Annotated in this window: 20 protein-coding genes; 16 read left to right on the forward strand and 4 right to left on the reverse strand. The window is 73.7% G+C overall.

Annotation, left to right across the window (positions count from 1 at the left end; translation table 11 throughout):
- The first annotated feature begins 2 nt into the window (after positions 1-2).
- The 6 genes from EDD26_RS06400 to EDD26_RS06425 all read left to right on the forward strand — a co-directional run bounded on the left by EDD26_RS06400 (position 3) and on the right by EDD26_RS06425 (position 6,286).
- Positions 3-1,169 carry an NAD(P)/FAD-dependent oxidoreductase gene (locus tag EDD26_RS06400; protein ID WP_211333894.1) on the forward strand — a complete coding sequence of 389 codons (1,167 nt, stop codon included), beginning with the start codon at positions 3-5 and terminating at the stop codon, positions 1,167-1,169.
- The gene (locus tag EDD26_RS06405) at positions 1,166-1,408 is read left to right on the forward strand and encodes a (2Fe-2S)-binding protein (protein WP_123696947.1); all 243 of its coding nucleotides are present in this window, start codon (positions 1,166-1,168) and stop codon (positions 1,406-1,408) included. Before EDD26_RS06400 ends, EDD26_RS06405 begins: the two co-directional genes overlap by 4 nt.
- Positions 1,405-2,805, forward strand: a complete 1,401-nt coding sequence (locus EDD26_RS06410) for an FAD-dependent oxidoreductase (protein WP_123696948.1) — start codon at positions 1,405-1,407, stop codon at positions 2,803-2,805. The genes EDD26_RS06405 and EDD26_RS06410 overlap by 4 nt, the downstream gene beginning before the upstream one ends.
- A gap of 63 nt (positions 2,806-2,868) precedes the next feature.
- Positions 2,869-3,780, forward strand: coding sequence for a dihydrodipicolinate synthase family protein (locus EDD26_RS06415; RefSeq protein WP_123696949.1), 912 nt, complete (start codon positions 2,869-2,871; stop codon positions 3,778-3,780).
- Positions 3,780-4,781, forward strand: a complete 1,002-nt coding sequence (locus EDD26_RS06420; RefSeq protein ID WP_123696950.1) for a proline racemase family protein — start codon at positions 3,780-3,782, stop codon at positions 4,779-4,781. The genes EDD26_RS06415 and EDD26_RS06420 overlap by 1 nt, the downstream gene beginning before the upstream one ends.
- A 20-nt stretch (positions 4,782-4,801) precedes the next feature.
- Positions 4,802-6,286, forward strand: coding sequence for an aldehyde dehydrogenase family protein (locus tag EDD26_RS06425; protein ID WP_123696951.1), 1,485 nt, complete (start codon positions 4,802-4,804; stop codon positions 6,284-6,286).
- A 12-nt stretch (positions 6,287-6,298) separates the two neighbouring features.
- On the opposite strand, the gene EDD26_RS06430 is transcribed toward EDD26_RS06425, so the two are convergent.
- Positions 6,299-7,282 carry a proline racemase family protein gene (locus tag EDD26_RS06430; RefSeq protein WP_123696952.1) on the reverse strand — a complete coding sequence of 328 codons (984 nt, stop codon included), beginning with the start codon at positions 7,280-7,282 and terminating at the stop codon, positions 6,299-6,301.
- The gene (locus EDD26_RS06435) at positions 7,279-8,250 is read right to left on the reverse strand and encodes an ornithine cyclodeaminase family protein (RefSeq protein ID WP_245989783.1); all 972 of its coding nucleotides are present in this window, start codon (positions 8,248-8,250) and stop codon (positions 7,279-7,281) included. The genes EDD26_RS06430 and EDD26_RS06435 overlap by 4 nt, the downstream gene beginning before the upstream one ends.
- Before the next feature lie 85 nt (positions 8,251-8,335).
- Between EDD26_RS06435 and EDD26_RS06440 the strand changes: the two genes are divergently transcribed.
- The 8 genes from EDD26_RS06440 (at position 8,336) to EDD26_RS06475 (ending at position 19,129) form a co-directional block, all read left to right on the forward strand.
- Complete coding sequence (locus EDD26_RS06440) at positions 8,336-9,352, forward strand: ABC transporter ATP-binding protein (RefSeq protein WP_245989785.1); 1,017 nt, start codon at positions 8,336-8,338, stop codon at positions 9,350-9,352.
- A complete protein-coding gene (locus EDD26_RS06445; RefSeq protein ID WP_123696954.1) occupies positions 9,349-10,389 on the forward strand; it encodes an ABC transporter permease in 1,041 nt (346 codons plus the stop codon). Before EDD26_RS06440 ends, EDD26_RS06445 begins: the two co-directional genes overlap by 4 nt.
- A gap of 49 nt (positions 10,390-10,438) precedes the next feature.
- The gene (locus tag EDD26_RS06450) at positions 10,439-10,912 is read left to right on the forward strand and encodes a YbaK/EbsC family protein (RefSeq protein ID WP_123696955.1); all 474 of its coding nucleotides are present in this window, start codon (positions 10,439-10,441) and stop codon (positions 10,910-10,912) included.
- Positions 10,913-11,020: 108 nt separating this feature from the next.
- Positions 11,021-13,339, forward strand: a complete 2,319-nt coding sequence (glgX, locus tag EDD26_RS06455; RefSeq protein WP_123698482.1) for a glycogen debranching protein GlgX — start codon at positions 11,021-11,023, stop codon at positions 13,337-13,339.
- A gap of 63 nt (positions 13,340-13,402) precedes the next feature.
- Positions 13,403-15,736, forward strand: coding sequence for a malto-oligosyltrehalose synthase (gene treY / locus EDD26_RS06460; RefSeq protein ID WP_123696956.1), 2,334 nt, complete (start codon positions 13,403-13,405; stop codon positions 15,734-15,736).
- Position 15,737: 1 nt separating this feature from the next.
- Entirely contained in the window at positions 15,738-16,220 is a 483-nt protein-coding gene (locus tag EDD26_RS06465) for a hypothetical protein (protein WP_123696957.1), read from the forward strand.
- A 69-nt stretch (positions 16,221-16,289) separates the two neighbouring features.
- Positions 16,290-18,020, forward strand: a complete 1,731-nt coding sequence (gene treZ, locus EDD26_RS06470; protein ID WP_123696958.1) for a malto-oligosyltrehalose trehalohydrolase — start codon at positions 16,290-16,292, stop codon at positions 18,018-18,020.
- A gap of 86 nt (positions 18,021-18,106) precedes the next feature.
- A complete protein-coding gene (locus EDD26_RS06475) occupies positions 18,107-19,129 on the forward strand; it encodes a hypothetical protein (protein ID WP_123696959.1) in 1,023 nt (340 codons plus the stop codon).
- A gap of 42 nt (positions 19,130-19,171) precedes the next feature.
- Here the strand turns inward: EDD26_RS06475 and EDD26_RS06480 are convergent, their stop codons facing one another.
- A complete protein-coding gene (locus tag EDD26_RS06480; protein ID WP_123696960.1) occupies positions 19,172-20,221 on the reverse strand; it encodes an NAD-dependent epimerase/dehydratase family protein in 1,050 nt (349 codons plus the stop codon).
- Between the two features lie 223 nt (positions 20,222-20,444).
- Here EDD26_RS06480 and EDD26_RS06485 point away from each other — a divergent pair, with 223 nt between their 5' ends.
- Entirely contained in the window at positions 20,445-22,082 is a 1,638-nt protein-coding gene (locus EDD26_RS06485; RefSeq protein ID WP_170165555.1) for an HNH endonuclease signature motif containing protein, read from the forward strand.
- An 11-nt stretch (positions 22,083-22,093) separates the two neighbouring features.
- Here EDD26_RS06485 and EDD26_RS06490 read toward each other — a convergent pair whose 3' ends face one another.
- Positions 22,094-23,113 (reverse strand): GlxA family transcriptional regulator, encoded by a 1,020-nt coding sequence (locus tag EDD26_RS06490; RefSeq protein ID WP_123696962.1) that lies wholly within the window; start codon positions 23,111-23,113, stop codon positions 22,094-22,096.
- 132 nt (positions 23,114-23,245) lie between these two features.
- Here EDD26_RS06490 and EDD26_RS14935 point away from each other — a divergent pair, with 132 nt between their 5' ends.
- Positions 23,246-23,524, forward strand: a complete 279-nt coding sequence (locus tag EDD26_RS14935; RefSeq protein WP_245989787.1) for a hypothetical protein — start codon at positions 23,246-23,248, stop codon at positions 23,522-23,524.
- The last annotated feature ends 49 nt before the right edge of the window (positions 23,525-23,573 follow it).

Here is a 23,573-nt window from a genome sequence, read left to right on the forward strand (position 1 = left end):
GCATGCGGGTGGTCGTGGTCGGCGCCGGGGTGATCGGCGCAGCGTGCGCGCTGCGGCTCGCGCAGGCGGGCGCCGAGGTGGTGATGGTCGACCGCTCGGGCATCGCGGCGGAGACCTCGAGCCGCTGCGAGGGCAACGTGCTCGTGAGCGACAAGAGCGCTGCCACGTCGGTGCGCGCGGAGGCGGAGCTCGCGATCGTGGCCAATGCGATGTGGCGCGACCTCGCTGCCGAGCTCGATGCCGAGCGCGGCGACGGGCCGGCGACGGAGTACGAGGCGAAGGGCGGCATCGTCGTCGCCTTCCCCGGCGGCGGCGACGCCCTCCTGCGGTTCGCGGAGGGGCAGCGCGCGATCGGCATCCGCGCGGAGCCGCTCGACCGCGCGGCGCTCGCGGCGCTCGAGCCCGACCTCTCGGCCGCGGTGGAGCTCGGCGTCCACTACCCCGACGACGCGCAGGTGCAGCCGTCGCTCGCTACGCAGTCGATGGCGGCTGCGGCGCTGCGGTGCGGCGCCACCGTCGTCCGCGCCGAGGTGACGGGCGCCCGCATGCGCGGCGACCGGATCGTCGGCGTCGACACGACGACCGGGCCGATCGACGCGGACGCCGTCGTCGTGTGCGCGGGGCCGTGGTCGGGCGAGGTCGCGGGGCGGCTGGGCACGCACGTCGACATCCGCCCTCGCCGCGGCACGATCCTCGTCACGACGCCCATGCGGCAGCGCGTCCACCACAAGGTCTACGACGCCGACTACGTCGGCGCCGTCGGTTCGGGCGACGCGGCGCTGCAGACGTCGACCGTCGTGGAGTCGACGCCCGCCGGCACCGTGCTCATCGGCTCGAGCCGCGAGCGCGTCGGGTTCGACGAGACGGGCACGCTGCCGGCGCTCGCCGAGATCGCGGCGAAGGCGGCCAGGCTGTTCCCGTTCCTCGCCGACGTGCAGCTGCTGCGCACGTACGCCGGCTTCCGGCCCTTCGCGCCCGATCACCTGCCCGTCATCGGGCCCGACGCGCGGGTCGAGGGGCTCTTCCATGCCTCCGGGCACGAGGGCGCTGGCATCGGCCTCGCCCCGGCGACCGCAGCCCTCATCGTCCACCACGTGCTCGGCACCGCGGCGCCCTTCGATCCGGCGCCGTTCCTCCACAGCCGTCCCGGGCTGCAGGTCGCCGCGTGAGCCCCGCGTTCGAGTTCGACGGCCGGGAGGTCGAGGCGCGCGACGGGCAGACGATCGCCGGCGCGCTGATCGCGAGCGGCCGTGCGTCGTGGCGCACCGCTGCCGGTGCTGAGCGGGGCGTCTTCTGCGGCATCGGCATCTGCCAGGACTGCATCGTCACCGTGAACGGTGCTGCGGGCGTGCGAGCGTGCCTGCGCACGGCCTGCGAGGGCGACGTCGTCACCCCGGAGGAGCGATGAGCGATCGACACGTCATCGTGCTCGGCGCCGGTCCCGCGGGCCTCGCCGCTGCGAGCGGTGCGCTCGCCGAGGGTGCGCGGGTCACGCTGCTCGACGAGGGCGACCGCCTCGGCGGGCAGTACTGGCGCCATCACGAGCGGCTGACTGACCCCCGCCTGCAGCATGGCTGGGCGGCGTTCATCGCGCTGCGCGACGCGATCGCGGCGGCGTGCGAGTCGGGGAGGGCGACCGTGCTCCAGCGCGCGGCGGTGTGGCGGATCGACGGCGAGGCGCGCCGGGTGCACGCGCTCGTGGGGACGGCCGACGCGCCGGGGCGCCGCCGCGTCGAGATCGCGGGCGACGCGATCGTGCTCGCGACCGGCGCGCACGACCGCGCGCTGCCGCTGCCCGGGTGGACGCTCCCCGGCGTGATCACCGCGGGCGCGGCGCAGGCGCTCGCGAAGCGCGACGGCGTCGTCGTCGGACGGCGCACGCTCGTCGCGGGCGCCGGGCCGTTCCTGCTGCCGGTCGCGCAGTCGCTCGCGATCGCGGGCAGCGAGGTGGTTGCGGTGCTCGAGGCGTCGCGGGTGCCGGCGCTCGCCGCGGGGTGGCTGGCCAGGCCCTGGGAGCTGCTCGGCGCCGCCGGCAAGGCAGGCGAGCTCGCCGAGTACGCCGCGTCGCTCGCGCGCCACCGCACGCCCTACCGCACGGGCCACGGCGTGGTGCGCATCCTCGGCGATCGCCGCGTCGAGGGCGCGGTCATCGCGCGCCTCGACCCGCAGTGGCGGCCGATCGCCGGCACCGAGCGCGAGGTGGCGTGCGACGCGGTGGCGCTCGGCCACGGGTTCATGCCGCGCATCGACGCAGCCCTGCAGGTCGGATGCGCCGTGACCGACGCGGCGCCCGGCGCCCCGCGCTTCGTGGTGGTCGACGCCGTGCAGCGCACGAGCGTCGACGGCGTGCTGGCTGCCGGCGAGATCACGGGCATCGGCGGCGCCGACGCGGCGCTCGCCGAGGGCGACCTCGCCGGGCGCACGGCAGCCGGCGCCGCGGAGGCGTCGCTCCGCAGGGCGGTGCGCCGCCGGGACGCGACCGACGCCTTCGCGCGTCGCCTCGAGGGCGCGCACGGCATGCGCGACGGCTGGCGCACGTGGCTCGAGGACGACACGCTCGTGTGCCGGTGCGAATCGGTGGACGCCGGCACGATCGCTCGCGCGGCCGGATCCGCGTCTCGCGCCATGCGCCTCGCTACGCGCGCAGGGCTCGGCGCCTGCCAGGGCCGCACGTGCGGCGCCGCGGTCGAGGCGCTCTGCGGCGAGCGGCTCGGGCTCGACCGCAGACCGCTGCTCGCGCCGATGCGGCTGAGCGAGCTCGCCGGTGCGCGCGATGCCCCTGGCGATCTGCCGAGCCCTGTGTAATATATGACATATTACGGTGCGCGTCCGGCGCCACCGTCGGACCCGCAGCGTCAAGGAGCAGCAATGAGCACGATCGATCTGGGCGGCGTCGTCGTCGCGACGGCCCTCGCCTTCAAGGAGGACGCCTCGGCCCCCGCCGGCCTGGCGGTCGACTACGACCGGTTCGGCGAGCACGTCGACTTCCTCATGGCCAACGGCTGCCGCGGCGTGGGCCCCAACGGCTCGCTCGGCGAGTACTCCTCGCTCACGGACGACGAGCGCCGCAAGGTCATCCAGGTCGCGAAGGAGGCGGTCGACGGCCGCGGCATCGTCATCGCCGGCGTGCACGGCGTCGGCGGCCACCAGGCGCGCCACTGGGCCGAGCTCGCGGCCGAGGACGGCGCCGACGGCGTGCTGCTGCTGCCGCCGACGATGTACCGCGCGAACGAGGGCGAGGTCATCGCGCACTACCGGGAGGTCGCGAAGGTCGGCCTGCCGATCATGGCCTACAACAACCCCTTCGACACGAAGGTCGACCTCACGCCCTCGCTCGTCGCGAAGCTCGCCGAGATCCCCGAGGTCGTCGCGATCAAGGAGTTCTCCGGCGACGTGCGCCGTGTCTACGAGATCCGCGAGCTGTGCGACATCGACGTGATCGCCGGCGCCGACGACGTGCTCCTCGAGATGATGATCAACGGCGCGGTCGGCTGGTTCGCCGGCTACCCCAACGCCTTCCCGAAGGAGGCCGTCGAGCTCTACGATCTGCTGGTGGCCGGCAAGTGGCAGGAGGCGAAGGCGCTCTACGAGCACCTCGTGCCGGTCTTCCGCTGGGACTCGAAGACCGAGTTCGTGCAGGCGATCAAGCTGTCGATGGACATCTGCGGCAACTCCTACGGCGGCCCGACGCGGCCGCCCCGCGGCGAGCTCTCCGCCGAGCAGGTCGCCCAGGTCACCGCCGACACCGAGCGGGCCCTCGCGGCCATCCGCGGACGCTGATGCGGGCCAGCCGTGCCTTCCAGGCGGTCGACTCCCACACCGAGGGGATGCCGACGCGCGTCGTGACCGGCGGCGTCGGGGTCATCCCCGGTGCCACGGCGAACGAGCGGCGGCTGCACGCGATCGAGCACCTCGACGGGCTGAGGGGCCTCCTCATGCACGAGCCGCGCGGCCACGCCGCGATGTCGGGCGCCATCCTGCAGCCCTCGACGCGCGACGACTGCGACTGGGGCGTCGTCTACATCGAGGCGTCGGGCTTCCTCCCCATGTGCGGCCACGGCACCATCGGCGTCGCGACCGTGCTCGTCGAGACCGGGATGGTCGAGGTGACGGAGCCCGTCACCGAGATCCGGCTCGACGTGCCCGCCGGCGTCGTGGTCGCCCGCGTCGAGGTCGAGGGAGGCGCCGCGAAGCGCGTCACGATCGAGAACGTGCCGTCGTTCGTCGAGCGCCTCGACGCCATCATCGACGTGCCCGGCGTCGGCCGCGTGCCCTACTCGGTCGCGTGGGGCGGCAACTTCTACGCACTGGTCGACCTCGACGACGTGGGGCTGCCCTTCGACCGGGCGCGACAGGACGAGATCCTGGCGTGCGGGCTCGCGATCATGGACGCGATCAACGAGCAGGCACCGCCCGCGCATCCGACGCTCGAGGGCTCGGACCACGTGCACCACGTCGAGTTCATCGCACCGGGCTCCGACGCGGTGCGCTCGCGGCACGCGATGGCGATCCACCCCGGGTGGTTCGACCGCTCGCCCTGCGGCACGGGCACGAGCGCGCGCATGGCCGAGCTCCACGCCCGCGGCGAGCTCGCGCTCGAGACCGACTTCGTCAACGAGTCGTTCATCGGCACCGAGTTCACCGGCCGGCTGCTGCGCACGACCACCGTCGGCGACCGCGACGCGGTCGTGCCGACGATCGCCGGCCGGGCATGGGTCACGGGGATGGGCACCTACCTGCTCGATCCGTCCGACCCGTTCCCGCACGGCTTCGAGTTCTGATCGACACGAGGGATGACGCCATGACCGACATCGACATCGACGCCGTCGCCGAGCGCGCGGAGCGCGCCGCGCGGCCCTTCGCCGCGACGGCGCCGCGACACCGAGCCGCCGCCCTCGTCGCGGCCGCCGACGCGCTCGACGCCGCAGCCCCCTCGCTGATCGCGATCGCGATGCGCGAGACCGGCCTCGCCGAGGGGCGGCTCACGGGCGAGGTGCGGCGCACGTCGAACCAGCTGCGGCTCTTCGCCGAGGCGATCGTCGACGGCGCCTACCTCGACGCGAGGATCGACGCGCCCGACCCCGAGTACGTCATCGGCCCGCGTCCCGACGTGCGCCGCGTGCTGGAGCCGGTGGGCCCCGTGCTCAACTTCGCCGCCTCGAACTTCCCCTTCGCGTTCTCGGTCGCGGGCGGCGACACGGCGGCGGCGCTCGCGGCCGGCTGCCCCGTGATCGTCAAGGCGCACTCCGGCCACCCCGAGCTCTCGCGCGCGACCGCCGAGGTCGTCGTCGGCGCGCTGGCCGAGGCGGGGATGCCTGACGGCGCGTTCCAGCTCATCGAGGGCCAGGCGAACGGCACGGCGATGCTGGAGCACCCCGCCATCCGCGCCGCCGCGTTCACCGGCTCCGGGCGGGTGGGCCGGATGCTCGCCGACATCGCCGCGGCGCGGCCGCGCCCCATCCCGTTCTTCGGCGAGCTCGGCTCCGTGAACCCGGCGTACGCGACCGCGGGCGCGGTGGAGGCGGAGCCGGATCTCCTCCGCGGGTTCGTGGCGTCGGTCGCGGGATCCGCCGGCCAGCTGTGCACGAAGCCCGGGTTCCTCTTCGTACCCGCCGACGCCGACCTCGGCGACGTGCCCGACGCGGCCAGCGGCGTGCCGGAGCACCGGCTGCTCAACCCCGGCATCGGCACGTCCTTCGAGGCGCGGAGGGCCGAGGTGCTCGGGACCGACGGCGTGCGGGTGCTCGCCGAGGGCGCCGTGCGGGTCGACGGCGACGACCAGCGCTGGGCGACGCCGACGATCGTCGAGGTCTCGGCCGACGCGCTCGACGCGGCCGGCGACGCGCTGCTCGAGGAGTCCTTCGGGCCGCTCTCGGTCATCGTCCGCTACGACGCGCTCGAGGCCCTGCCGGCCCTCCACGAGCGGCTCTTCCCCGGCAACCTGACGTCGACGCTGCACGCGACGGACGCGGAGGCCGATGCCGTGCGCCCGCTCGTCGACGCGCTGTCCGAGACGAGCGGCCGCGTGCTGTTCGGCGGCTGGCCGACGGGCGTCTCTGTGACGAGCGCCATGCAGCACGGCGGGCCCTACCCGGCGACCACCACGGATGCGACGAGCGTGGGCACCGCGGCGATCACGCGCTTCCTGCGGGGCGTCGCCTACCAGGACGCGCCGGAGTCGCTGCTGCCGGCACCGCTGCAGGACGCCAACCCGTGGGGCGTGCCGCAGCGCCGGAGCGAGCCCGGCCTCTCGTCGGGCTGGGGCGGGCTCAGCGGCGCGTTCTGACGCGAGGCTGCGTCAGCGGAGGCTGAAGCCCGCGGCGAGCGGGTCGCGGGGGTCGAGCTCGAACGTGCTCGACCCCACGCGGTGGGCCATGCCCTCGACCTCGGGCAGCACGCCCTCGGCGATCGTCGCGGCGACGCGGCCGAGGAAGCGCGTGCCGATGATCGAGTCGTGCGTGAGCACCTCGCCCTCGGCCAGCTCGCCGCGGGCATGCAGGAGCGCGACGCGCGCCGCGGTGCCCGAGCCGCACGGGCTGCGGTCGACCTCGCCGTCGGCGAAGACGGTCACGTTGCGCTGGTGGGGGCCGGTCGCATCCCGGCCCAGGTCGTCGACGAGGATCGTGCCGTAGACGCCCGAGAGGCGCTGGTCGTCGAGCTGCGCCGCCGGGTGGCGGTCCACCGCCCACTTGATCTCGCGGCCGATCGCGATGAGCGCCGCCGTGTGCTGCGGCTCGACCGAGAGCCCGACGGCCGAGGCCGGCAGGGTCGCGTAGACGGCGCCGCCGAACACGAGGTCGACCTCGACGTCGCCGCGGCTCGTGGTGAGGGGCACGCCCGTCACGAGCACCCTCGACGCGACGCTGCGGAACACGACCCGCGTCGTGCGCCCGCCCTCGCGGTGCACGACGGCCTGCACGCGCCCGCTCGGCACGTCGATCGTCACGGTCGCCTCGCCGTCGTCCGGCGCCGCGACGCGACCGGTCTCGACGGCCCACGCGCCGAGCGCGATGGTGCCGTGGCCGCACGCGGTCGAGAAGCCGTCCTTGTGCCAGAAGAGCACGCCGAAGTCGGCGCCCTCGTCGTCCGGCGGCGTGATGAAGCCGCCGTACATGTCGTCATGGCCCCGCGGCTCGAGGCAGAGGAACCGCCGGGCGTCGTCCGGCGCGCCCGTCATCGCGCGCACGCGACGCTCGGCGACGGTGGCGCCCGTCGTCGCGACGCTCGTCACGATGCGGAACGGCTCGCCCGCCGTGTGCCAGTCCTCGGTCTCGAACCTCATGCGGTGCCTCCCAGCAGCGATGCGACGGCCAGGTCCTGCCAGCCCATGCCGCAGGTCTTGACGACGCGGGGACGGTCCCCGGCGATCGGCACCTCGCCGCGCATGACCTGCCGCAGCGTGACGAGGTCGTCGCGCTCGAGGTGGCCCTCGGCGATCGCCATGACCACGTCGCCGGCCTCCGTCGTGCCGACGCGCAGCGTCTCGACGACGACCTGTGAGCGCCCGAGCAGGACGCCCGGCAGCTCGCGGGCGCCGGGCTCGTGCGACCCGATCGCGACGACCGTCGCGGTGGGGGCGACGAGCCGCTCGTCGAGCAGCGGCTCCCGAGCGGTCGTCGCGCACACGATCAGGTCGGCGCCCTCGACGTCGGTCGCATCCCCGGCGCGCACGGCGACGCCGAACCGGGACGCCGCGTCGACCGCGCGCGCGGTGCGCTCCGGGTCGCGGCCGACGAGGATCGCCTCCCGGAGCGGACGGACCGCGCGCATCGCCTCGACGTGGCGCACCGCTTGCGGGCCGGAGCCGAAGACGACGAGCCGCTCGGCGTCGCGGGCTGCCACCGCATCGACCGCGGCGGCCGACACCGCGGGCGTGCGGATGCTCGTGAGCTCTGTCCCGTCGAGCAGCGCGACGGGCGAGAGCGACGCGGCGTCGAGCAGCACGTAGACCGCTTGGATGCGCTCGAGGCCGCGGGCGGGGTTGTCCGGGGCGACCATGCCGAGCTTCTGCCCGGTGAAGCGACCGAGGTCGGCGGGCATGAGCAGCAGCTGTCCCGAGCGCACGTCGACGATCGAGCGGGCCGGATCGTCGTCCGGGTCGAAGCCCTCGCGGATCGCCGCCTGCAGCGCGGCGATCGCCGAGGCCATCGAGATGCGCCCCCGCAGCTGCTCCGCGTCGACCAGCAGCAGGTCATCGAACATGCCCATGAGTAATATGTTACATAGCGCCTGCCCCGCGCGGTCGGTCATCCCGCAGGATGATTCGCTCGGGACCGCTCGCGTCGGCGGGGCTCAGCCGACAGGATCGAGCCATGCAGCGACGACGGCCACGACGGTGACCCAGCAGGGCGACGGACGCCCGGACCCGATCCCCGCATCCCACCCCGCCTTCGTCGATCCGCTCGCGGCCGGCGAGCCGGCGCCCGGGCTCGACGAGGGCGGCATCGTCGCCCTGCACGTGCACCGCAGCTTCGGATCGGTGCACGCGGTGCGCGAGATGACGTTCCACGCCAAGCCGGGGCGCGTCACCGCGCTGATCGGCCCGAACGGCGCGGGCAAGACGACGCTGCTGCTCATGCTCGCCTCGCTGCTCGCGCCCGACTCCGGTGCGATCCGCATCGACGGCGCCGACCCGATGCACGACCCGCGCGCCGTCCGGCGGGCGATGGGGTGGATGCCGGATGTGCTGGGCACGTGGCGCACGCTCACGCCGCTGCAGATCCTCACGACCGTCGGCCGCCTGCACGGGCTCGACCGCTCGGCGGCGCGCGAGCGCGCGGCCGAGCTCATCGTCGAGGCGCGCCTCGACGAGCTCGCGAACCGCCCGAGCCGCGTGCTCTCCCGCGGCCAGCAGCAGCGGCTCGGCCTCGTGCGGGCGCTCGTGCACCGGCCTCGCGTGCTGCTGCTCGACGAGCCGGCGGCGGGCCTCGACCCCACCTCGCGCGTCGAGCTGCGCGGCATGCTCCGCGGCTTCGCGGCCGACGGCGGCACGGTGCTCATCTCGAGCCACGACCTCAGCGAGCTCGACGAGATGGCCGACGACGCCGTGTTCGTCGACCGCGGCGAGGTCGTCCGCGGCGAGCGCCTCGTGCTCGCCCAGCAGGCGTCGCGCGAGTGGCGCATCCGAGCCCTCGACCCGAGGGCGCTCAGCTACCAGCTCGCGAACATCGGCGTCGCGTTCGACCGCGTGCGCCTCGAGGGCGAGCTCGCCTACGTCGTGCTCGACCGCGACGAGCACGCCGCGGAGGTGCTCGCTCGGCTCGTCGGCGCGGGCGTGCCCATCACCCACTTCGCGCCCGCCGTCGGCGACATGGAGCGCACCTACCTCGGCCTCTCGGGAGGTGCCCGATGAGCCGCTGGCTGCAGATGCTCGGCGTCGTGATCCGCCTCGAGCTCGCGCAGCGCGTGCGGAGCGTCGCCTGGTACGTGCTGCTCGTGATCGTCGCGATCGTGGTCGGCGGCGTGATCGTCGTGCTCTTCCTGTCGCTGCAGGGCTTCCAGCGCGACCTCGGCGGCGCGATCTTCGCGATGACGATCTTCCTCGTCATGCTCGTGACCTCGCTCGTCACGCCCGCGCTCAGCGGCAGCGCCATCAACGGCGACCGCGATGCCGGCACGCTCGCCTCCACACAGGTGACGCAGGTGACCGGCACGCAGCTCGTGCTGGGCAAGGTGATCGGCTCGTGGATCGCCTCGCTCGGCTTCCTGGCCGTCTGCACGCCCTTCATGCTCGGCTCCGCCATGCTCGGCGGCCTGCGCATCGAGGCGGTGCTCGTCGCGCTCCCCATCCTCGTGCTCGAGATCGGGTTCGTCTCCGCGATCGGCGTCGGGCTCTCCGGCATGATCCGGAAGCCCGTGCTGTCGACGGTCGTCACGTACCTCGTCGTCGCGTTCTTCAGCGTCGGGACGCTCATCGGCTTCGGCGTCGGGACGCTCGCCTTCCAGCAGGAGGAGACGCGGGACGAGATCACTTGGGACTTCGACGACCGCACGGGCAACTCGACCTGCATCGCGACCGGCAACACGTACGAGACCACGGTGCCGCGACCGGACCGCGTGTGGCTCATGCTGGCCGCGAACCCGTACGTGATCATGGCCGACGCGATCCCGCCGCAGCTCGACGCGAACGGCTATCCCGACGACATCTTCGGCCAGATCGGTCTCGGCGTGCGCATGGTGCAGGAGCCGCCGCGCGCGGAGTCGTGCGCCGACTACGGCGACGACGGCACGTGGCAGGACCCGGTCGAGGGCATCTACGAGCGCACCGCGCCGAGCTGGTTCGTCGGCCTCGGCATCCACGTGCTGCTCGCGGGCGCCGCCGTCTGGGGCGCGATCGCCGCGGTGCGGGCACCCGCGAAGACGCTCGCCGCCGGCAGTCGCATCGCCTGACCCCGGGTGGCCCCGTCGAGCGGGGCTGCGCAGGCGGCAGGATGGGGGCATGACGCTACCGACGAGGGCCGCGACCATCCAGCAGCAGCTGCACGACATGGGCATCGACCGCGAGGTCATCCACTTCGCGGAGGGAACGCACACCGCGAAGGCCGCAGCGGCGGCGCTCGGCATCGAGGTGGGCGCGATCGCGAACTCGCTGATCTTCTGGATGGCGGATGCGCCGCTGCTCGTCATGACCTCCGGTCGCCACCGCGTCGACACCGCAGCGCTCGCCGAGCAGCTGGGCGAGGGGCCCATCGAGCGCGCGACGCCCGAGCAGGTGCGGGCGGCCACCGGTCAGGTGATCGGCGGCGTCGCCCCGCTCGGCCACCCGGCGCCCATCCGCACGATCGTCGACGTGGCGCTCTCTGACTACGCGCAGCTGTCGGCGGCGGCCGGCACCGCCGACACCGTCTTCATGCTCACCTACGACGAGCTGCTGCGGATCACGGGCGGCGAGCCCATGGTCGTGGGCGACTGACGGCGACGCTGAACCGTCCGTCATCGTTCACGCGACCGTCACACGGCTCTCAGGTCGAGTTCTTGCGTACCCCATACACTCCGGAGAGTGACTGACACCGCATCCGCCCTGCAGGTCTGGCCCGGCCAGGCCTATCCGCTCGGAGCCACGTTCGATGGCACCGGCACCAACTTCGCACTCTTCACCGAGTCGGCCGAGCGCGTCGAGCTCTGCCTCTTCGACGAGGACGACGTCGAGACGAGGGTCGAGCTCACGGAGGTCGACGGCTACGTCTGGCACGGCTACCTGCCGTCCGTGCAGCCCGGCCAGCGCTACGGCTATCGGGTGCACGGCCCCTATGAGCCCGAGCAGGGCCTGCGGCACAACCCCGCGAAGCTGCTGCTCGACCCGTACGCGAAGGCCACGAGCGGCAGCATCGAGTGGGGTCAGCCGCTCCACAGCTACAACTTCGGCGACCCGCTGAGCTTCAACGAGGACGACTCGGCCCCCTTCATGGCCAAGGGCGTCGTCATCAACCCGTTCTTCGACTGGACCGGCGACCGCTACCCGCGCACGCCCTACAACGAGACGATCATCTACGAGGCGCACGTCAAGGGCCTCACCCAGACGCACCCCGACGTCCCCGAGGAGCTGCGCGGCACGTACGCGGGCCTCGCGCATCCGTCGGTCATCGCCCACCTGCAGAAGATCGGCATCACGGCGATCGAGCTCATGCCGGTGCACCAGTTCGTGCACGACGCGACGCTCATGGAGAAGGGGCTGCGCAACTACTGGGGCTACAACACCCTCAGCTTCTTCGCGCCGCACGCCGGCTACGCCGGCACCGGCGAGCGCGGTCAGCAGGTGCAGGAGTTCAAGGGCATGGTCAAGGCCATGCACGCCGCCGGCATCGAGGTCATCCTCGACGTGGTCTACAACCACACCGCCGAGGGCAACCACATGGGTCCGACGCTCAGCATGCGCGGCATCGACAACCGCGCGTACTACCGCGTCGTCGAGGGCGACGAGCAGTTCTACATGGACTACACCGGCACGGGCAACAGCCTCAACGTCGGCCACCCGCACTCGTTGCAGCTGATCATGGACTCGCTGCGCTACTGGGTCACCGAGATGCATGTCGACGGGTTCCGGTTCGACCTTGCGTCGGCGCTCGCCCGTGAGTTCTACGACGTCGACAAGCTGTCGACCTTCTTCGAGCTCGTGCAGCAGGACCCGGTGATCAGCCAGGTGAAGCTCATCGCCGAGCCGTGGGACGTCGGCCCCGGCGGCTACCAGGTGGGCAACTTCCCGCCCCAGTGGACCGAGTGGAACGGCAAGTACCGCGACGAGGTGCGCGACTTCTGGCGCGGCGAGCCCTCGGCGCTCGGCGAGTTCGCCAGCCGCATGGCCGGCTCCGCCGACCTCTACGAGCACTCGGGTCGCCGCCCGGTCGCCTCCATCAACTTCGTCACCGCGCACGACGGCTTCACGCTCCGCGACCTCGTGAGCTACAACGAGAAGCACAACGACGCGAACGGCGAGGACGGCAACGACGGCGAGAGCCACAACCGCTCCTACAACTACGGCGTCGAGGGCCCGACGGACGACCCCGAGATCCAGGCCGTCCGCGCGCGCCAGCAGCGCAACTTCCTCGCGACGCTGCTGCTGAGCCAGGGCGTGCCGATGCTCCTCCACGGCGACGAGCTCGGCCGCACGCAGCAGGGCAACAACAACACCTACGCGCAGGACTCGGAGCTGAGCTGGATCGACTGGTCGAACATCGACCAGCCGCTCATCGAGTTCACCGCCGCCGTCGCGAAGCTGCGCCACGACCACCCGACGTTCCGCCGCAAGCGCTTCTTCACCGGCAACACGGTGCGCACCGGCAACGGCGAGCGCCTCAACGACATCGTCTGGCTGCGCAGCGCCGGCACCCCGATGGAGGACGGCGACTGGGACGAGGCCGCCCACGAGAAGACCGTCGGCATGTACCTCAACGGCAACGGGATCGCGGGCCGCAGCGAGCGCGGCGAGCGCATCATCGACAACCACTTCCTCATCTACTGCAACGCCTCCGAGGAGGAGCGGGAGATCACGATCCCGCCCGCGGAGTACGCGGAGTCGTGGGACGTGCTGATCGACACGGGTGCGCAGGAGGCCGTCGAGGGTGCGGTGCGCGCCGGCGAGGTCGGACGCCTCGCGCCGCGCTCGATCGCGGTGCTCCGCGAGCACATCGCGCCGGTCGACCAGGACTTCTCGGTCGCCGCCTCCGTCGCCGCGGCGACGGGCACCTCGGCGCCCGGGCCGGTGACGACGCTCGAGCAGACGCAGCACGAGGGGCGGCCGCTGCACGCGTCCACCCCGGTCGCCGAGCCCGGCCAGCCCGTCGAGCCGGGCGTCGACGGCATCGTGCCGCCGATCGAGCCCGACGCCGACACCGAGTCCTGAGCACGCAGCGTCCTGAGCACGCAGCGTCCTGAACACCGAGCCCTGAACCACCGGAGGAGTCCCGTGCACGCGCCCCAGAGCACCTACCGCCTGCAGATCAGCGAGGACTTCACCCTCGCCGACGCCGCCGGCAGGCTCGAGGCCCTCGCCGACCTCGGGGTCGACTGGGTCTACCTCTCGCCGATCCTCGAGGCCGAGCACGGCTCGAACCACGGCTACGACGTCGTGTCGCACGCGCGGGTCGATCCGTCGCGCGGCGGCGAGGCGGGCCTCGAGGCGCTCGCGGCGGAGGCGCGCAGGCTCGGCATGGGCGTGCTCGTCGACATCGTGCCCAACCACATGGGCGTCGCCGTGCCCGAGCACAACGAGTGGTGGTGGCAGCTGCTGCGCGAGGGGCGCGAGAGCCCGATCGCGGATGCGTTCGACGTCGACTGGGACGCGGGCGGCGGCAAGCTGCTGCTGCCGATCGTCGGCGACGACGACTGGTCGGAGGACGGCACCGTCGCGCACCTCGAGCTCGAGCCCGCGGGCGCGGACGGCTCGCAGGCGCTCCGCTACTGGGACACGCGGCTGCCCGTCGCGCCCGGCACCGGCGACGGCACCGCGCAGGAGGTGCTCGCCCGCCAGCACTACCGGCTCGGCCACTGGAAGCAGGGGAACGACCAGCTCAACTACCGGCGCTTCTTCGCGGTGACGACGCTCGCCGCCGTGCGCGTCGAGGTGCCGGAGGTGTTCGAGGCGACGCACGCCGAGATCGCCCGCTGGTTCGACGAGCGGCTCGTGCAGGGCCTCCGCGTCGACCACCCCGACGGCCTCCGCGACCCGGCAGGCTACCTCGAGGACCTCGACCGCCTCACGGGCGGCGCCTTCGTGCTCGTCGAGAAGATCCTCGAGCCCGGCGAGGAGCTGCCGCGCTGGGCGACCGCAGGCACCACCGGCTACGACACGCTGGGCGTCATCGACCGGGTGCTCACCGACGCATCCGCCGCCGACGCGCTGCACGGGATCGACGCGCGCCTGCGCGGCGGCGAGGGCGTCGACTGGGCCGAGCTCACGCACGGCACGAAGCGGGGCATCGCCGACGGCATCCTCCGCGCGGAGGTGCTGCGGCTCGAGCGCGAGGTGCAGGCCTCGGATGCCTGGGGCTCGCAGGGCGCGCCGGCCGACGCCGCCGACGCGATCGCTGAGCTGCTCGCGTGCTTCCCCGTCTACCGCTCCTACCTCCCCGAGGGCCTCGAGCACCTGGGTGAGGCGGCCGAGCGCGCCAAGGCGCACCGCCCCGACCTCGCCGACACCATCGACGCGCTGCTGCCGGTGCTCGGCAACGCTCGGCAGCCGGCGGCGCTGCGCTTCCAGCAGACGAGCGGCATGGTGATGGCGAAGGGCGTCGAGGACACCGCGTTCTACCGCTACTCGCGGCTCACGAGCCTCAACGAGGTGGGCGGCGATCCCGACGTCTTCGCGATCCCGGTGCCCGACTTCCACGCCTTCATGGGCCGGCGGCAGGCCGAGTGGCCGCTCGCCATGAACGCGATGTCGACGCACGACACGAAGCGCGGCGAGGACGTGCGCGCGCGCATCACGACGATCGCCGAGGTCCCCTCGAGCTGGGAGGCGCTGCTCGACCGGCTGCTCGTCTTCGCGCCGAACCGCGGGCGCGACTTCGTGAACCTGCTGCTGCAGGCCGTCGTGGGCGCCTGGCCCGCGAGCGAGGACCGGCTGCTCGCCTACATGGAGAAGGCGTCGCGCGAGGCCGACGCGATCACGCACTGGACGGCGCCCGACGAGGCCTTCGAGCGCGATCTCGCCGAGCTCGTCCGCAGCGTCATGGCCGAGCCCGCGTCGCGAGACGTCGAGGCGTTCCTCGCCGAGACCGAGCAGGGGTTCCGCGCGAACGTGCTTGCCGCGAAGCTGCTCAACCTCATGATCCCGGGCTTCCCGGACGTCTACCAGGGCTCCGAGGCGCTCGAGCAGTCGCTCGTCGACCCCGACAACCGCCGCCCGATCGACTGGGAGCGGATGGATGCGCTGCGGCAGGCCGCGCGCGCGCCGCTGTCGGGCGACTGGGAGCTCGAGGTCGCCAAGACCCGGCTCGTGCGCGAGGCGCTGCGCCTCCGCCGCGAGCACCCCGAGCGCTTCGAGGCCTACACGCCGCTCCTCGCGCGCGGCGAGGCGGCCGAGCACGTCGTGGCATTCGACCGCGGCGGTGCGATCGCCATCGCCACGCGGCTGCCGATCGGCCTCGCGGAGCGCGGCGGCTGGGGCGACACGGCGATCCAGCTGCCCGAGGGGCACTGGCGCGACCTGCTCACGTCGAAGGAGCTCCGCGGCGGCGAGGTCCGGCTGCGCGACCTGCTCGGGACGCTCCCGGTCGCGCTGCTCACCCGCGGCGACTGACGTGGCGCGGCGGGGGCAGGCGCCTGGCACCGACGGTGCTGAGCCGGGGCGGCCTGCTGCCGCGGACCCGCCGTGGTCGGTGCGCATCGGGCTCGTGCTGCTGTGGGTCGCGTTCCTGTGCCTCGCCGGGCTCATGGCGCTCCTGACCGTCTTCTTCTTCGCCACGATCGACCTGCCCGGTGGGCAGCCGACGGCCGCCGAGCTGGCGCTCGGCGTGGTCGGCGCGGTCGTGCCGCTCGTGCTGCTGCTGGTCGTCCTGCTCTTCGCGAGCCGTCGCCGCGAGTGGGCGCGGTGGTTCGCGCTCATCGCGGGCATCGGCGCCGGGCTGCTCGCGCTGCTCGCGATGGCGGCGACGCGATCGCCCGCGCCCGAGACGGTCGGGATCGCGCTCGCGGCGCTCGTCGGCGGCGTGCTCCTCGCCCTCCCGGCGTCCGGCCGCTGGTACCGGGGTGCGCCTCGCGAGGGCGACGCCGCCGACGCCTGACCGCGCCGACGCCATCCGTGCACGCCATACACATCGGGCTCCGAGCAGCGTGATGCCAGCATGGGGGACATGAGCGAGCTGCACGAGTACCGGGTGTGGGCACCGACCGCTGCGCGGATGCGCGTGGTGGCGGGCGACGAGACCGTCGAGATGTCGCAGGGCGAGGGCGGCTGGTGGCACGCGCTCGCGAGCGCCGGCGACTACGGCTTCCAGATCGACGACGACGACGCGGTCCGCCCGGATCCGCGGAGCCTCCGCCAGCCGAACGGTGTGCACGAGCGCTCCCGTGCCTGGGACGCATCCGCGCACGGCTGGCAGGACGCGGGCTGGACCGGTCGCCCGATCGCCGGCGGCGTGCTCTACGAGCTGCACCTCGGCACCTTCACGAGCGAGGGCACGCTCGACGCGGCAGCCGAGCGGCTCGACCACCTGCGCAGCATCGGCGTCACGCACGTCGAGCTGCTGCCGGTCAACGGCTTCAACGGCACCCACAACTGGGGCTACGACGGCGTCGCGTGGTTCGCGGTGCACGAGGGCTACGGCGGCCCGGACGCCTACCAGCGCTTCGTCGACGCCGCGCACGCCGCGGGCCTCGCGGTCGTGCAGGACGTCGTCTACAACCACCTCGGCCCCTCCGGCAACTACCTGCCGCTCTACGGCCCCTACCTGTCGAGCGAGGGCCGCTCGACGTGGGGCGACCACGTGAACCTCGCCGAGCCCGCGGTGCGCCGGTACATCCTCGACAACGTCCGCTACTGGTTCGAGACGATGCACGTCGACGCGCTGCGGCTCGACGCCGTGCACGCGCTCGTCGACCAGAGCGACCTGCACATCCTCGAGGAGATGGCGATCGAGACGGCGGCGCTGTCGGCGCACCTCGGCCGGCCGCTCGAGCTCATCGCCGAGAGCGACCTCAACGACCCGAAGCTCATCACGCCGCGCGAGGCGGGCGGCTACGGGCTCGACGGGCAGTGGTCCGACGACTTCCACCACGGCGTGCACGTCGCCCTCACGCGCGAGACCGAGGGCTACTACGCCGACTTCGAGCCGATCGCGGCGCTCGCGAAGGCGCTCGAGCGCGGCTTCTTCCACGACGGCACCTACTCGTCGTTCCGCGGCCGTGACCACGGGCATCCGATCGACACCGAGCGTTCGCTCTCATGGCGGCTCGTCGTGAGCGCGCAGAACCACGACCAGATCGGCAACCGGGCGCGCGGCGACCGCACGACCGAGGTGCTCGACGAGTCGCAGCTGCTGTGCGCGGCGCTGCTGCTCTACGGCGGCCCGTTCACGCCGATGCTCTTCCAGGGCGAGGAGTGGGCGGCGTCGACGCCGTTCCAGTTCTTCACCTCGCACCCGGAGCCCGAGCTGGGCAAGGCGACGGCCGAGGGCAGGCTCGAGGAGTTCGAGCAGATGGGCTGGGACCCGGCCGTCGTGCCCGACCCGCAGGACCCGCAGACGTTCGAGCGCTCGAAGCTCGACTGGGCGGAGCTGCAGGGCGAGGGCCACGCGCGCGTGCTCGAGGGCTACCGGCAGCTCGCGGCGCTGCGCGCCGAGCTCGAGGCGCTGACCGATCCGCACTACGCGCGGAACCTCGTGGAGGCGGACGAGCAGACGCGCGTGCTGCGCCTCACCCGCCGGGCCGGCATGGCGGATGCGGTCGAGATCGTGCTCAACCTCGGCACCGAGCCGCAGACCGTGCCCGTCTCGCGCCGCGACCTGCGCTTCCAGACGCATCCCGACGTCACGCTCGCCGACGCGCTCACCCTCCCGCCCGGCGCCGGCGCCCTCCTCGCCTGATCCTCAACGGAGCAGCTGGCGCCGCGAGGGCACTATCCCCTCCTGCGACCAGCTGCTCCGTTGAGATGAACGGCTAGCGTGGAGGCGTGACGCAGACCGTCGGCGAGCTCGACTTCCCCTTCCACGGCTTCCTCGAGTCCCGGCGCGGGCCGATCGTCGAGATCGCGCTCTCGAACTCGCCGGGCGGGCTCGCGCGCACGTACGTGCTGGTGCCCGAGGGCGCCGGTGAGCTGCCGCCGGGCATCTACTCGACGATGCTCAAGCAGGTCGTCGACCTCGACGAGCGCGGTGGGTGGATGGTCGAGGTCGATCTCGAGCCCGAGCCGCGGGGCGCCGAGGTGCGCCTGGACACGACGCTCGACGACGAGTGGGAGTCGGACGAGCGGGACCTGCTCATCGCCTCGCACGCCGAGCGCTTCCAGCCGCAGGAGCCGCCCGCGGAGCGCGAGGGCGACCAGCCCGTCAACCCCTACGGGCTCTGGGCGCTCGATGAGAGCGGCAGCGCGTTCCGGGTCGAGGTCGAGCGCGACGAGGAATCGGGCGGGCTCCTCATCGAGGCGGCCACCCGCTTCGGCAAGGCGCTCCACCCGTGGGCGTACGGCGCCGTCCGCGCCGACACCCTCGAGATCGAGGAGCACGCGCTCGAGGGCGACGACGCGCTGCTCGACCTGCAGCTCTACGTCGCCGACGGCGACGACGACCGCGAGTACGAGCGGTGGCTCGTCGGCACGCGTCGTGCCCTCGAGGCACGCGCCGCATCGCCGCTGCCCGAGTTCGACCCCGGGCAGTGGATGCGCTGGCTCACCCCGGTGGACGGCGGTGCACCGGTGGCGTTCGGAGGCTTCCTCTTCCCGGAGAAGCGCGAGATCGAGCTGCAGCCGGTCATGCCGAAGGAGCCCGCGTGGGCGACGGGCCGGCTGCTGACGATCCCGCGCGAGCGCCCCGACCAGGCGTTCGAGGGCAGCCGCGAGGTGACGGTCTACGGCAAGCCGTTCAAGGAGCTGCGCTCCTCGGTCGCCAAGGTGCGGAAGCGACCGGCGACGCCGATCGGACGCTTCGTGCTGCAGGCCGAGGGCTACATGCCCGAGCGCTGGAGCCTGCTGGGCTGACGACGGTCCGGCACGCGCGGCGCATCCGATCGCGCGCCCGCCTCACTCCAGCGGGCTGCGGGATCGGTGCAGGGCGTTGCCGAGGCCACCGCGCGCGCCGAGCCGCGCGACGAGCTCGCGCAGCGTGTCGATCGAGCTGTGCTGCGGGGACCAGCCGAGCGCCCGGATGCGGTCGGTCGCCATCACCGGCGTCACGGCCGCCATGTCGACCCAACCGGGGTCCGTCGGCTGCAGCCGCAGCCGGTAGGTGACGGCGACGAGCGCGCGCACCACCGGCACCGGGATCGGCAGCCACCGTCGCGCACCGACGAGCCGGCCGACCGACTGCGGGCTGAGCGGCGGCTCCGCGGCGACGTTGAAGGCGCCGGCGGCGCGCCCGCGCAGCACGCGCCAGTAGGCATCCGCGATGTCGTCGGCGTGCACCGCCTGCGTCACGATGCCGGCGGGCCACGGCAGCACGGGCAGTCGCAGGAGCGGCAGCGCGCGCAGCAGCGTGCGGGGCACGAGCGCGCCGAGGAAGTAGTCGCGGATCTCTGGCGCCGCCTCCGCCTGGAAGATCAGTCCCGGGCGGAGCCGGGAGACGACCATCTCGGGGTGCGCGGCGGCGACGTCGTCGAGGATGCGCTCGACCGCGCTCTTCTGCCGCCCGTAGTGCGAGGTGGGGGCGCCGTGGCGCGGGAACGACTCGTCGGCGCGCTCGGAGCCGGGTGGGGTCGCGTCCGGGCGCCCGTAGGCGCCGATGCTCGACGCGACGACGAGGTGCGGCACGCCCGCCGCGGCCGCGGCCTCGAACACCCGGCGCGAGCCCTCCAGGTTCGTGCGCTCGAGCAGCTGCTCGTCGCGGTTGGGGCGGATGATCCACGCGAGGTGGACGACCGCGTCGGCGCCTGACAGCACGCGCTCGAGCGCTGGCCCGGACGTCGGGTCCGAGACGTCGATCCGGTGCCACTCGACACCGTCGTAGGGCTCCCCGCCGCGCTCGGGGCCGCGCCGCGAGACGCCTGTGATCGCCGACACCTCCTCGGCGGCGTGCAGCCGGCGCAGCAGCGCCGTGCCCACGTTGCCGGTCGCTCCGATGACGACGATGCGCATGCGAACCTCCATGACCCGTGCGGGTGATCACGTGCGACGCACGTGCGATGACCACCGCGCGGAGAGCACGCTCCGGTGCGCGCCGCACGGTGCGCGCCACGGTACGCCCGACGGCTGGCGCTCGCTCCCAGCCCGCGGCCGCCGACAGCCTCGTGCGGACGGATGCGGCTGCAGCGGTCCATGTGGGTAGCCCCATCTACCCTGCGGGCAAGAGGAGGCGATGATGTCCCGGATCGAGCAGGCAGCGGCAGCGGTCGACGCGGCCCGCACGATGCTCGCCGGGCTCGACGGCCTGTCGCTCGCCCCCGACGCCGAGGTCACCGCGCTGCTGGCTCGCGCCGCCGAGCTCTCGCGGGTCGTCGACGCCCAGCGGGTGCGGCTCGCCGCAGAGGTGGCCGAGCGCTCGCGCGGCTCGGTCGACGAGGCGCTGTGCCGCCAGCTCGGCCACCGCAGCGCGAAGGAGTGCGTCGGCTCGGTCTTCGGGCTGCGCGGCCGCCAGGCTGCCGACCTCCTCGCCGTCGCCGCCGCGACCTCCGCTCGGCCGGCACTGTCCGGCGGCATGCTGCCCGCGCGCTTCCCGCACGTCGCGGGCGCACTCGCCGACGGCGAGCTGTCGCTCGCGCAGGCCGACGCGATCCTGCAGTCGCTCGGGCCCGCGGAGCCGCGCGCCGACGAGCGCGAGCTGGCGTGGGCGGAGCGGGCGCTCGTCGACGCGGCGACCGCCCCCACGGCGCCGCTCGTGCCCGAGCTCCTCGTCGTGCAGGGCCGCATGTACGCCGCGGTGCTCGACCCCGATGGCGTGCTGCCGGGAGCCGAGCGGCAGCGGGCGATGCGATCGCTCACCGTGGGCCGCCGCGCCGACGGCATGTGGGTGATCACGCTGGTGTCCCCGCCGGAGGAGGGCTCGGCGCTCAAGGCCGTGCTCGACGCGTACGAGGGCCCGCGCGTCGCGGTGCGCTTCCGCGACCCAGACGCGCCAGCGGGGGACGATGCGGGTGACGACGTCCCCGACGGCCGGAGCCCCGCGCAGCTGCGCCACGACGTGCTGGTCGGCATCGTGCGCGAGCACGCCGCCGCAGGTCGCGCGCCGACCGTGGGCGGCGAAGCGCCGACGCTGCTCATCACCGGCACGATCGAGGCGCTTGCCGCCGCCCTCGACGGGGCCGAGCACCGCGAGCGCTCCGTGCGCGTCGAGCACACCGGCGACGTCGTGCCCGTCGACGTGGCGTCTCGGATGCTCTGCGACGCCTTCGTGCAGATCGCCGTCACCGACGACTGCGGTCACGTGCTCCAGCTCGGGCGAGCGAAGCGCCTCTTCAACCGCGCGCAGCGGCGGGCGCTCGCCGCCCGCGATCACGGCTGCCAGGCGCCGGGCTGCCGGATGCCGGCCGCCTGGTGCGAGGCGCACCACGTGCTCGCCTGGCTGCTCGGCGGTCCCACCGACGTCGACAACGGCATCCTGCTCTGCGCCTACCACCACCACGAGGTGCACGCCGGGCGGCTCGTCGTCGAACGAGCGGGGCCGCGGCCAGGGCAGTGGCGCGTCGTCTCGCGGCTCCAGCCGGTGCGTCGCAGCGCACGCTCGCGGTCGACCGCGGAGCCGGTCGCCGCGGGGTCGATGGCTGTGGATGCCGCGTCCCCGCTGGCCATCCGCCTGCCGGATGCCGTCGGGCGGAGCGCCGACATCGAGCCGCTGCGCGTCGAGCCGCAGAGCGTCGAGCCGCAGAGCGCCGAGCCGCACAGCGATGAACCGCACAGCATCGAGCACCGCGCACGGCGAGCCCTCGCCCGGCGTCATCGCCGACGAGCGCCGCTGCCCCGGGTCGATCTGCACCGCCCGAGGATCGTGCTGCGGCCCTGACCCGCGGTGCGCTACCCCTCGGCCGGCTGCGCCATCGCCACCGGCGCGGCCGAGCCGGCCGCGTCCTCGGGCTCCACGCACGCGAAGCGGCGGCGGTAGGCCGACGGCGCCACGCCGAGCTGCCGGGTGAAGTGGTGACGCAGGAGCGCTGCGGTGCCGAATCCCGCCTGCTGGGCGACGGCATCGAGCCCGAGGTCGGTCGCCTCGAGCAGCTGCTGCGCGCGCTGCACCCGCTGCGAGGCGAGCCACGCTGCCGGGGTGGTGCCGAGCTCCTCGCGGAAGCGGCGGGCGAAGGTGCGCTCCGATAGGCGCGCCCTGCGCGCGAGGGAGGCGACGGAGTGGTCCTCGTCGATGTGCTCCACCATCCAGTCGATGAGCGGGGCGAGCGTCTCTGCCCGCTGCTCGGCGACCGGCCCGACCGCGAACTGCGACTGGCCGCCATCGCGCAGCGGCGGCACGACCATCGAGCGGGCGATGATGCCGGCGACCTGCGCGCCCTGCAGCTCTCGGACGATGTGCAGCGACGCGTCGATCGCCGCCGCCGTGCCGGCGCTCGACGTGATCGGCCCGTCGTCGACCCACAACGCATCCCGCTCGACCACCAGCTCGGGGAACTGCGCCGCGAGCTGGTCGGCGTGCCGCCAGTGCGTCGCGACGCGGCGGCCCTCGAGCACGCCGGACCGCGCGGCGATGAAGGCGCCCGTGCACATCGTGAGCACGCGTGCGCCGCGTGCGACGGCGCGCTGCAGCACGCGGGCGACGCTGAGCGAGCACTCGCCGTGGATGCTGCACTCGTCGTAGGGGGTGACGATGACGACGTCGGCCTCGTCGGCGAAGTCGAGCCCCTCGCCGACCATCACCGGCAGGCTCAGGCCGCCGGCGAGGCGGATGGGTCCGGGTGTGGGCGTGACGACGCGGAAGTCGTTGCGCGGCACGCCGCGGTCGGATCGGTCGGTGCCGAACACCTCGGCCGCGACCGCGAGCTCGAACACGCTCACGTCGTCATCCACGATGCAGGCGATCTTCAGCATGGGGCTCCTTCGGCGGTGCGCTCGACCCGACTGGGAGGTCGGGATCGGCCCTGCCGAGTCTGGCAGGATCTTGCCGAGCATTGGCCATCCTGCCACTGGTGGCGGGATCTTGGCAAGCGCAGACTTCCTGCCATGGACATCATCTGGATCATCGTCATCTCCGCCATCGCGATCGTGGCTGCAACGAGCACGATCCGCGCCCTCATCGCCGAGCGCGCGCCCAGGACCCCCGCTGATCCCGAGCGGCTCGCGCTGCTGCGGGACCGCACCGCCGACGACCGCGCGCGGCAGCGCATCGGCCAGGCGGACGAGCGGCTCGCGCAGGAGCGCGACGCCCGCACCGCTGCGCCCCAGCGCCGCCTCCGCACCGACCGCGTCAGCACCGAGCGGCTCTGGGCGGGTGGGCTGTGAGCTGCTCGACGGTCCTGATCCCGTCGGGGCACGTGCCCGCGCCGAGTGC

It is taken from the genome of Agrococcus jenensis, assembly GCF_003752465.1.
In the GTDB taxonomy this organism is placed as follows: Bacteria; Actinomycetota; Actinomycetes; order Actinomycetales; family Microbacteriaceae; genus Agrococcus; species Agrococcus jenensis.